The sequence below is a fragment of the Rhizobium sp. SEMIA 4085 genome, from assembly GCF_013004495.1.
In the GTDB taxonomy this organism is placed as follows: Bacteria; Pseudomonadota; Alphaproteobacteria; order Rhizobiales; family Rhizobiaceae; genus Rhizobium; species Rhizobium gallicum.
This window is the reverse complement of the sequence record NZ_JABEPH010000238.1, coordinates 1-9,483: the sequence shown is the minus strand read 5'-3', so window position 1 is coordinate 9,483 and position 9,483 is coordinate 1. Positions and strand designations below refer to the sequence as shown.

Sequence of the window (9,483 nt, the reverse complement as noted above, 5' to 3'; positions counted from 1 at the left end):
CGCTGACAGTTCTGTCCTTCGCTGCGATCAGCGCGACCGACATCGCGCTGTGGGACGTTCTCGGCAAGTCTCTCGGAGTCCCCGTCTGGAAGCTGCTGGGTGGCCGCAAGGCGGACAGGTTGCCTGCCTATGCTTCGGGTGGTTGGGAGAGCGCAGACCGGATCGGCGAACAGCTCCTCTCCTATATCGCGGCCGGCGGCTTCAAGTCGGTCAAAATGCGCATCGGCGCTATGGACCGTGCGCCGCATGTCTCGGCGTCGCGGGTGAGGGCGGCTCGCAAGGCGATCGGCCGCGACATTGACCTGATGGTCGATGCGCACGGCACCTATACGGTCGCCGAGGCGAAGCGATTCACCCAGATGGTGGCGGATTGCGATCTCGCCTGGTTCGAGGAACCGGTGATAGCCGACGACAAGCCGGGGATGGCGGAGGTGCGCGCGGCGGGCAATGTGCCGATCGCCGCGGGCGAGAGCGAGGCGACCCGTTTTGCCTTCCGCGATCTTGCGGTGCTGCGGGCCGCCGATATATTTCAGCCCGATCCGGCCTTCTGCGGCGGCATCACGGAGGCGATGCGCATCAGTTCACTCGCCAGCGCCTTCAACCTGCGTTTCGCACCGCATCTGTGGGCCGGTGCGCCTTGTTTTTTCTCGGGCCTGCACCTGTGCGCGGCTTCCCCGGCAAGCTTCGTCATCGAGTATTCGCTCGGCGCGAATCCGATGATCCATGATCTCGTCGAGGACACTGTGTCGGTGAAGGACGGCATGATAGAGATTCCTGATAAACCCGGCCTGGGCTTCACGATCAATCAGCGGGTCCTGGAAGCTCACGCGCAAAGATAGTGACGATGAAAGAAAACTCCCTACTGTCCGATCTCGCAGGATATCTTTTCGCAAATTCGAGCGAAATCGGCCGCACGCCCTCAGAGCGGGAGCTTGCGGAGCATTTCGGCGTCAGCCGCGGCCAGATTCGCGAGGCGCTGGCGATCCTGGAGGCTATGCGCATCGTCGAGCGCCGTGCCAAGTCCGGCATCTACCTGACGACCACGGAGGCGAGCGTCGAGGCCATGGCACTCTTTGCCCGCGCCGGCGTGCCGCTCGATCCGATCCTGATCTACGAGACCGTGGAGCTTCGCAAGATCCATGAGATCAAGGCAGCGGAACTCGCCTGCCTGCGGGCGACGGAAGAGAATTACCAGCGCCTGCGCGATATCCTCGCCGCGTCCGAGGCTAAGCTTGCCGCTGGCGAGGGGCTGGCGCGCGAGGACCGGGATTTCCATCTGGAGATCGTCCGCGCGACCAAGAATAGCGTCTTCTATCGCGTGTGCAGTGTCTACTATGTGATGGGCGAGCAGCGCCTGCCGATCTATTTCGGCGACATCGCCCGCAGCCGGCGCTCGCATGAGGAACATATCCGCATCTACGAGGCGCTTGTTGCTCGCGACGGCAATCTTGCCCAGGCGCTGATGAACGCGCATCTTCAGGGTGCGGAAAGCTACTGGAAGGGTCTCATCGGCGGACCAGAGACGCTCGCCGGATAGAGTAACTGGCTGGGAGGCCGATGAGCTTCATCTTTTCCACGCATCCCCTGCATCCAGCGGCCGAGGCCATGCTCAAGGCTGCGAGCGATCTGCGCGTCGCGTCCGCCGCCGATCCCGAAACGTTGCTTCGAGAAGGGCAGGGCGCGGGGATCATCGTCGTGCGCGCGCCGATCCCGCCAGCCTTCTTTCGGGATGCGCCGGCGCTTCGCGCTGCGATCCGCCACGGCGCCGGGCTCGATATGGTGCCGATGGATGCGGCGACCCTTGCGGGCGTGCTCGTCGCCAATGTGCCGGCCGTCAATGCGCCGACGGTCGCCGAGCACGTCTTCCTCGTGACGATGGCCCTGCTTCGGCGCTTCCGCCTGATGGACCGGGATCTGCGGCAGAAGGGCTGGGCGGCGGGGCGCAGCCAGTCGGACGGGGCTGTGGACCTCGGCGGCCGCACCATAGGCATCGTCGGCATGGGCAATGTCGGCAAGGCGATCTTCCGGATCGCGAAGTTCGGTTTTGGCCTGGAGGTGGTCGCCACGAGCCGGTCGCCTGAAAGCGTGCCACATGGTGCGCGCTACCTGCCGGTCGACGACCTCGTCGCGACGGCCGACGTCGTCGTGCTCTGCTGCCCCCTGACGCCCGAGACGACCGGCCTGCTCAATGCCGAGCGCATCGGCCGCATGAAGCCCGATGCCATTCTGGTCAACGTCTCGCGCGGCCCGGTGATCGATGACGCGGCGCTGATCCAGGCGCTGCACGATGGCCGCATCGGCGGAGCCGCGCTCGACGTCTTCGCAACGCAGCCACTCCCGCTCGACCATCCCTATTTCGGCTTCGACAATGTCGTCGTCACCCCGCATCTCGCTGGTCTAACGGAAGAGAGTATGATGCGTATGGGAATGGGCGCTGCCAGCGAAGCCATGCGCATCATGAACGGCGAACTGCCAGTCAATCTGCGCAATCCCGAGGTGGTCGAACACTATCGCCGGCGCTTTCCGGCATAGCTCTAAGCCCCCTCGACAATCCGAAACGCTAGCGACCCCCGCGGTGCCACGCGGGACGCAGGCGTCTTTCGGATCGACCAGGTCAGCTCGTGTACCGCAGGCTCATACCGCTGTTGCCGTCGAAAAGCACGACCTTTTCAGGATTCCAAGAGAAGCGCACGGACTCGTCGATCTCCAGCTCGGTGCGGGCCGGCACGGTTGCCTGCAACAGCTCCCCGTTGCCGGTTCGCAGCGTCACGATCTTTTCGACGCCATGGTTCTCCACGTCGTGCACCCGTGCTTGCCCCGGCGCACCGCTGTCGATGAAGAGGTCCTCGGGGCGGATGCCGAAGGTGAGCGGGCGACCGTCCGTCGCAATCCCGTACCCGTTGCCGAGCGGCAGCCGGTAGCCCTCGGTGGCCACGGCCTCGCCGCCTTCAAGCATGCCGCCGATCAGGTTCATCGGCGGCGAGCCGACCGCGCGGGCGACGAAGGTGTTGACCGGGTTGTTGTAGATTTCCTGTGGCGTGCCCGTCTGCACGAGATGGCCGTTGTTCAACACGCCGATCTTGTCGCCCATCGACATGGCCTCGATCTGGTCGTGTGTGACGAACAGGAAGGTCGCGCCCAGGTTCATCTGCAGGTTTTTCAGCTCGGTGCGCAGCGCCTCGCGCAGTTTGGCGTCGAGCGCCGAAAGCGGTTCGTCCATCAGGAAGACGCGCGGCTTGCGCACGATGGCTCGGCCGATCGAGACGCGCTGCATCTCGCCGCCCGACAGCCGGTCCGTCTTGCGGTCGAGTAGGTGCTCGATGCGCAGGGTTTTTGCAACCCGGGCGACGCGTTCCTTGATCTCCGCAGGTTCGACCCGGCGGATGCGAGATTTCAGTGGAAATTCCAGGTTCTCCCGCACCGTATAGCGCGGATAGAGCGAATACTGCTGGAGCACCAGGGCCACGTCGCGCTCGGCCGCACCCCAGTCGGCGACGTCCTGCCCGTCGATGAGGATCTGCCCTGCCGTCGGCTTTTCCAGAGCGGCGATCAGGCGCAGCGTCGTCGTCTTGCCGGCGCCGGTCTGGCCGAGCAGCACGAAGAACTCGCCGTCGGCGATCTCGATATTCAGGTTTTTCAGCGCCGCGTGGTTGCCGAAGGTCTTGGTGATACCCTTGAGTTCGATATGCGCCATCAGAGTCTGATCCCGAGCGACGAGCCGGTCGCCGTGTTGAAGAAATGCGCCTGGTCCGGGTCGATCCGCGCCCAGACGGCTTCGCCCGGACCGGGCACGAACCCGCTCTTGGTGCGGGCCCTGATCATCTGGTCGCCGACCTTCAGGTCGACGATGTCGTGCGAGCCGAGCGGTTCGATGATATGCGCCTCGACTTGCATGAAGCCCTCGCGGGCCTCGCGCGAGATGAGTACCCCCTCTGGCCGGACGCCGAGCGTCAGCTTGCCGTTCTCGGCCTTCGCGTCCGAGAGGCGGTTGGCAAGGGCGGCGGGGAACTCGAATCCCTTTGCCCCACCGCTGACCTGCACGATGGCATGGCCGGCCGTTTCGCTGACGGTCGCCGGCGCCATGTTCATGACGGGACTGCCGACGAATTGCGCGACGAACATGTTCGCCGGAAAGGCATAGACCTCGGACGGGCTTCCGACCTGCTGGAGAATGCCCTCGTGCATGATGACGATACGGTCGGCGAGCGACATGGCCTCGACCTGATCGTGGGTCACGTAGATGGTGGTGGAACCCTGCTTGATATGCAGGCGCTTGATTTCGGCGCGCATCTCCTCGCGCAGTTTTGCGTCAAGCGCGCCGATCGGCTCGTCCATTAGCATGGCCTTTGGCCGGCGCACGAGCGCCCGGCCGATCGCCACGCGTTGCATGTCGCCGCCCGAAAGCGCCGAGGGCTTACGGCCGAGAAACTCCGTGATGCGCAGCACGCGCGCGATCTCGCGCACCGCCGTGTCGATGTCGCCCTTGCTCATGCGCGTCGCGCGCAGCGGAAAGGCGATGTTTTCGTACACCGTCATGTGCGGATAGAGTGAGAAGGACTGAAACACCATGGCGATGTCCCGATCCGACGCCTTCATGTGCTGTACCGGCTGACCGTCGATCAGGATGTCGCCTTCGTCGACGGTCTCCAGGCCCGCAATGGCGCGCAAGGTCGTCGTCTTGCCGCAGCCGGATTGTCCGAGCAGCACGATGAATTCGTTGTCGGCGATGGCGAGATTGAAGTTCTTGATGACCTGGACGGCACCAAAATATTTCTGGATGCCGCGAAGTTCGATCTGCGTCATGAATGGCTGCCTTCGTCTCGTTGGTCGTCCCGCGGGATTTTGGTCGTCACCATGAAGGCGATCAGTCCGACGAGCGTCATCGTCATGCCGTAGCGGTGGAGAAACAGGTTCCAGGGTTGGCAGAGCGCGATGATGCCGAAGATCATCAGGTACTGCGAACCGGGTTCGAGATATTTCTGGTTCAGGGCGCGGAAGGTCATTTGCGGATCGCTCCGAAGCTCATGCCGCGCAGGAGATGGTTCCTGAGCAGGAAGGTGAAGATGGCGACCGGCAGCAGGAACAGGAATGTGCCGGCCGCAATCACCGTCCAGTCCGGCAGGCCCGAGCCGACCTGGCTCGGGATGAAGGGCGGCGCGGTCTGCGCGCGCCGGTTCGTCATGATGAGCGCGAATGCATATTCGTTCCAGGCTGTGATGAAGCAGAAGACGGCGGTGGCGGCGATGCCTGTCGCGGCTTCCGGGATCACGATCTTGAAGAAGGCCTGGATGCGGGTGTAGCCGTCGACGAGTGCCGCCTCCTCATATTCCTTCGGGATCTCGTCGATGAAGCCCTTCATGAGCCAGACGGAGAAGGAGAGGTTGAAGGCAGTGTAGAGTATGATGAGGCCCCAGTGCGTGTCGTTGAGGCCGACGGCCCGGTACATAAGGAACATAGGGATGGCGACCACGACGGGCGGCAGCATGCGAGTCGACAGGATAAAGAAGAGAAGGTCCGCTTCTCCCTTCACCTTGAAGCGCGAGAAGCCGTAGGCCGTGAAGGTGCCCATGCCGACGGCCAGCACCGTGGACGTGATGGCGACGATCAGCGAGTTCATGAAGCGGTTCGGATAGCCGGACGGCTGGATTTCGCCGCGGCCGGAGCGCACGATCTTCTCACCCCCGTCGAACACCATGCGCTCCCACCAGGGGGCGGCGGCATATTCTTCAGGAGTCGGCGCACCGCGCAGTTGCGAGCGCTTGGTGAAGAGCTTGACGAAGGGCGAGATTTCCGGCTCGAAGAGCACGGTCGGCGGAATGGTGGTGGCGAGGTTGCGCGGCTTGAAGGCCGTCGAGGTGATCCAGTAGATCGGCGCCAGGAAGATCAGCGTGATGACCAATACGGCGGCGATCGCCACCCGGTTCAACGCGCGTTCGGAGCGGGTTTGGACGGCAGCCATCTTAGCGCTCCTTCACCTTGTTGAGGTACTTGACGTAGATGTTGGTGATGGCGAGCACCATGATGAGCACGATGTAGGCGAGCGCGCAGGACCGCCCCGTCTGCCATTCCTGGAAGGCCATCTTGTAGAGCCGGATAGAGATCACCTCGGTCGTCGGCTGGCTTGTGAGGATGTAGGCGAGGTCGAAGGTCTTGAAGGCCTCCATCGTGCGGAAGATGATTGCGATCATCAGGATGGGGGCGACGAGGGGCAGCGTGATTCGGAAGAACGTGTAGAACGGTCCCGCCCGGTCAATCGCCGCCGCCTCGTAGAGATGCTTCGGCACGGCAGAAAGGCCGGCGAGCGAAAGCAGCATCACGAAGGGCGACCACATCCAGATGTCGGTGATCGCCACGGCGTAGAGCGCCATGTCGGGGTTCGACAGCCATTCGAAACGGCCGAAGCCGAGCGCGTGGTTGATGATACCAAAGGACGGGTCGTAGAGCAGCTTCCAGAACAGGCCGACCACCGCCATCGACAGCATCATCGGCAGGAGCAGCAGCGTGGTCAGCAGGCCCTTGAACGGAATGTCGCGGTTGAGCAGCATCGCGGTGCCGAAGCCGACGATCACCTGCCCCGTCACAGAGACGATCACATACTTCGCGGTGATGGCGAAGTTCGACCAGATGAAGGTATCGTTGAGCAGCTCGCGGTAGTTCTGCAGGCCGACGAAATTGGCCGGCGCGTTCGACGAGGCACGGAAGTCGGTAAAGGAATAGCCTAGCGAATAGATCAGCGGAAAGATGTTGAAGACGATCAGGAACAGGATCGTCGGAATGATGAAGAGATTGCGGATCCGGATGTCGCTCATGCCGTGGGATGCGGCACGTGATTTCGTGTCCAGCGATGTAATGACTGCGGTGGCCAATACTCTCCTCCTCCGAGAGTTCGGCGCCGGATGCCGGAACGAGCATCACGGTGCGCGAAGTTAATGTCGGGTGCCGCGCCCGCTCGAACCGCGCCCTTCGGCGCGGAGATGCAGAATGAAAAGGGGAGGGGCAAAGGCCCCTCCGCGGGCGCGCTCGCTACTTGTTGCGTCCGTATTTATCGAAGGTAGCTTTCCAGTCCGCTGCCAGAGAGTCGAGCGCTTCCTTCGCCGTGCCTTGGCCGGCGGTGACGAAGGGATAAATGCGCTGGTTCATCTGGATCAGCAGTTCGGCATATTCAGGCGTCGCCCAAAAGTCCTTCACCTTGAACATGGTCTCGTAGAAGGCCTTATTATAGGGCGTCGCATTCTGGAATTCCGGCGATTCAAGCACCTTGGCGCTTGCCGTGTAGCCGCCGAGCTCGGCCCAGCGCTTCTGGGTCTCGTCCTTGACGAACCATTCCAGGAATTTCATCGCCTCTTCCTTGTTTTCGGAATAGGAGACGATCGAGATGCCTTGGCCGCCGAGCGCAGCGTACTGGTGGCCGTCCGGGCCGGCCGGGTTGGCGAAGAAACCGGTCACTTTGGCGTTCGGGTTAGAGGCCTCGTTCACCAGCGCCGGGAAGAAGGCGAAGTAGTTCATGCTCATCGCCGCCAGGTTCTCGGTGATTGCCTGGTTGTTCTCAACGAAGAAACTCTTCGCCCAGCCGGGAGGCGTGAAGCCGTAAAGCTCGCGGTAGAGCTCCAGCGCCTTTACGTTCTTCTCCGAATTGATGATGCCGTCGACCTTATAGGTGGCATAAGCGCCAAGCGCGCCGCCGAAGGAGAAGATCGCGTTCTCGACGCCCATGACAAGGCCGTCATAGGAGTTGTCGGTGTAGATCGCGATGCCGTAGCGCTTCTCGTCCGGACGGTGAAAGAATTCCGCGATGTCGCGAAGCTGCTTCCAGTCCTTAGGCGGAGCGAGGTCGTAGCCGTACTTCGCCTTGAATGCTTCCATCTCCTTAGGATCTTCGAACCAGTCCTTCCGGTAGGACCAACCGACGGCGTCGCCTTCGGCCGGGATCGACCAGTATTTTTTCGAGTTCGAGGGATACTCGGCGTAGTATTTCACCGTTGCCGGCGCCATGACTTCGTTGAGCTTGTGCTTATTGAAGAAGTCGGTGAGATCGACATAGTGCCCGGCTTCGGACGCAGCGCCGATCCACTGGCTGTCGCCGACGACCATGTCGTAGGCTGAGCCCTTGGCGTTAAACTCGGTGAAGGCCTTGGTCTGGAAGTCGGCCCACGGCGTGGTCTCGACAGTGACCTTCACGCCGGTCTCCTTCTCGTATTCGTTCACAAGCTCCTGAAGGTAGTTTGCCGGGTCCCCCTCGGCCCAGAAGATCGTCAGTTCTTGGGCTTGCGCGGATGTTCCGCAGGCCCACATCAAGCCGATACCGGCCAACAGACCGGTCATAGTTTTGCGCATAACGTATCCTCCCATTTATGCACGCTTCCCGCTTCGTTGCAGGTCTTCCGATCCGACTTTTTCGATCCTCATGGGTGTTTGTCGCTCTGGCGGGCCTCCCCGACCCTTGCCCGTTTCAGATCTCCAGTCTCAATGCTGGTTTTTCATCTGGTAGTACCAAATAGAACTAGCGTCAAGAGCAACTTTCGGCGGAGCTTCCGCCTCCGGATCGCCTTCAAAGTCTCTAGATCGCACCGATAATCTCTCATTTCTTGATGTGGTCTTATCGGGCATTCTGATTGATCGTGGCCGATCCGGACAACGATATAAAAGGATACTAACTGAACTGGTCGAACCAGTTTTCATTTTACGTCGGAGGTTGATCAATGTCATGCCTCGCCTCCCGCCTCCCGTAGCGCAGCTTCAACGAGCGCCTTGGCCGCCCATGCGGCAACAGACTGTGCGCTTTCGAAGGTAAGCCCCCAGATATCCTTTAACACGATCAGCACCTCGACGCCGAATACGAGGGAGAGCGCCTGTGCAAGGCGCTCCCGGGCCTCGGGCGGCACGGTGCCTTGCAGCGGCCTGGTTGCGCTCTTCAGGAGATCGACGCGGTGGCCGCGCGTGAACAGCGGCTCGTTACCGAGCGTGCCGGCCTGGCGCTGCGCCCACTGGTCCAGCGAAAGCTTCAACGCCGCCTTGAAGGTGGCCTCGAACTCGTCAATGCGCGGCATCGCGGTCGCCAGCAGGTCGGCAACGCGGGTGCGCGCGTCAAGACTGTCGGACGACCAGTCGAGTATGGGCCCCAAAGCCTCGTCAACCACCGCATACACCAGCGCAGCCTGGCTTGGAAAGTAACGGTAGGCCGTTGCGCGCGACACTTCGGCAGCCTCGGCGACTTCGCTTACCGACGGAGTAATGCCCGATTGCATAAGCCGCGTTGCCGTTTCGAGCATTAGTTTCCGCGTGCGGGCACGCGGGCCTCGCTCGACGGTTTTGGCGGTTTCGTTCTGTTGACGTGAGACATGCATGTCTTTATGATACTCGCGTCTCAAAAATTTGCAAGAGCCGATGGAGTGGCTGTAAAAGGGGGATAGGGCGGGGGGGGGGGGGCGGCCGGCGGGGGGGGGGGGGGGTGTTCGGCCAACCGGAATAAAAGGCGAGCTGGGT

The 9,483-nt window shown here is 62.1% G+C and carries 10 protein-coding genes; 3 read left to right on the top strand and 7 right to left on the bottom strand.

Going from position 1 to position 9,483, the window contains the following annotated elements; translation table 11 throughout:
• From C9413_RS21460 to C9413_RS21450, 3 genes are all read left to right on the top strand, one after another.
• Nucleotides 1–839: mandelate racemase/muconate lactonizing enzyme family protein (locus C9413_RS21460; RefSeq protein WP_170250876.1), on the top strand; the 839-nt coding region annotated here is incomplete at its 5' end.
• A gap of 5 nt (nucleotides 840–844) precedes the next feature.
• Complete coding sequence (locus C9413_RS21455; RefSeq protein WP_133941906.1) at nucleotides 845–1,537, top strand: FadR/GntR family transcriptional regulator; 693 nt, start codon at nucleotides 845–847, stop codon at nucleotides 1,535–1,537.
• Between the two features lie 20 nt (nucleotides 1,538–1,557).
• Nucleotides 1,558–2,532, top strand: a complete 975-nt coding sequence (locus C9413_RS21450; RefSeq protein WP_040114815.1) for an NAD(P)-dependent oxidoreductase — start codon at nucleotides 1,558–1,560, stop codon at nucleotides 2,530–2,532.
• An 82-nt stretch (nucleotides 2,533–2,614) separates the two neighbouring features.
• Here C9413_RS21450 and C9413_RS21445 read toward each other — a convergent pair whose 3' ends face one another.
• The 7 genes from C9413_RS21445 to C9413_RS21415 all read right to left on the bottom strand — a co-directional run bounded on the left by C9413_RS21445 (nucleotide 2,615) and on the right by C9413_RS21415 (nucleotide 9,344).
• Entirely contained in the window at nucleotides 2,615–3,694 is a 1,080-nt protein-coding gene (locus C9413_RS21445) for an ABC transporter ATP-binding protein (protein ID WP_040114816.1), read from the bottom strand.
• On the bottom strand, nucleotides 3,694–4,803 hold the full coding sequence (locus C9413_RS21440) for an ABC transporter ATP-binding protein (protein WP_040114817.1): 1,110 nt from the start codon (nucleotides 4,801–4,803) through the stop codon (nucleotides 3,694–3,696). Before C9413_RS21440 ends, C9413_RS21445 begins: the two co-directional genes overlap by 1 nt.
• Nucleotides 4,800–5,003, bottom strand: coding sequence for a hypothetical protein (locus tag C9413_RS21435; RefSeq protein ID WP_040114818.1), 204 nt, complete (start codon nucleotides 5,001–5,003; stop codon nucleotides 4,800–4,802). Before C9413_RS21435 ends, C9413_RS21440 begins: the two co-directional genes overlap by 4 nt.
• Nucleotides 5,000–5,959 (bottom strand): carbohydrate ABC transporter permease, encoded by a 960-nt coding sequence (locus tag C9413_RS21430; protein WP_040114819.1) that lies wholly within the window; start codon nucleotides 5,957–5,959, stop codon nucleotides 5,000–5,002. Before C9413_RS21430 ends, C9413_RS21435 begins: the two co-directional genes overlap by 4 nt.
• 1 nt (nucleotide 5,960) lies before the next feature.
• On the bottom strand, nucleotides 5,961–6,866 hold the full coding sequence (locus C9413_RS21425) for a sugar ABC transporter permease (RefSeq protein ID WP_040114820.1): 906 nt from the start codon (nucleotides 6,864–6,866) through the stop codon (nucleotides 5,961–5,963).
• Nucleotides 6,867–7,023: 157 nt separating this feature from the next.
• Complete coding sequence (locus C9413_RS21420) at nucleotides 7,024–8,334, bottom strand: extracellular solute-binding protein (RefSeq protein ID WP_170250875.1); 1,311 nt, start codon at nucleotides 8,332–8,334, stop codon at nucleotides 7,024–7,026.
• Nucleotides 8,335–8,702: 368 nt separating this feature from the next.
• Nucleotides 8,703–9,344, bottom strand: coding sequence for a TetR/AcrR family transcriptional regulator (locus C9413_RS21415; protein ID WP_040114822.1), 642 nt, complete (start codon nucleotides 9,342–9,344; stop codon nucleotides 8,703–8,705).
• Between the last annotated feature and the right edge of the window lie 139 nt (nucleotides 9,345–9,483).